1 protein-coding gene is annotated in these 264 nt (G+C 51.1%); it reads left to right on the top strand.

What is annotated here, in order from left to right; translation table 11 throughout:
• Positions 1 to 264 (top strand): DNA polymerase domain-containing protein (locus tag SB771_RS34995; protein WP_410722043.1); only part of this gene is annotated, 264 nt, incomplete at both ends.

Here is a 264-nt window from a genome sequence, read left to right on the forward strand (position 1 = left end):
CTGGAAATCGTTCGTCGTGACTGGTCTGAAATCGCGAAAGAAACCCAGGCGCGTGTTCTGGAAGCGATCCTGAAACACGGTAACGTTGAAGAAGCGGTTCGTATCGTTAAAGAAGTTACCCAGAAACTGTCTAAATACGAAATCCCGCCGGAAAAACTGGCGATCTACGAACAGATCACCCGTCCGCTGCACGAATACAAAGCGATCGGCCCGCACGTTGCGGTTGCGAAACGTCTGGCGGCGAAAGGTGTTAAAATCAAACCG

The sequence above is a fragment of the Burkholderia sp. SIMBA_051 genome, from assembly GCF_046534915.1.
Taxonomy (GTDB): Bacteria; Pseudomonadota; Gammaproteobacteria; order Burkholderiales; family Burkholderiaceae; genus Burkholderia; species Burkholderia ambifaria.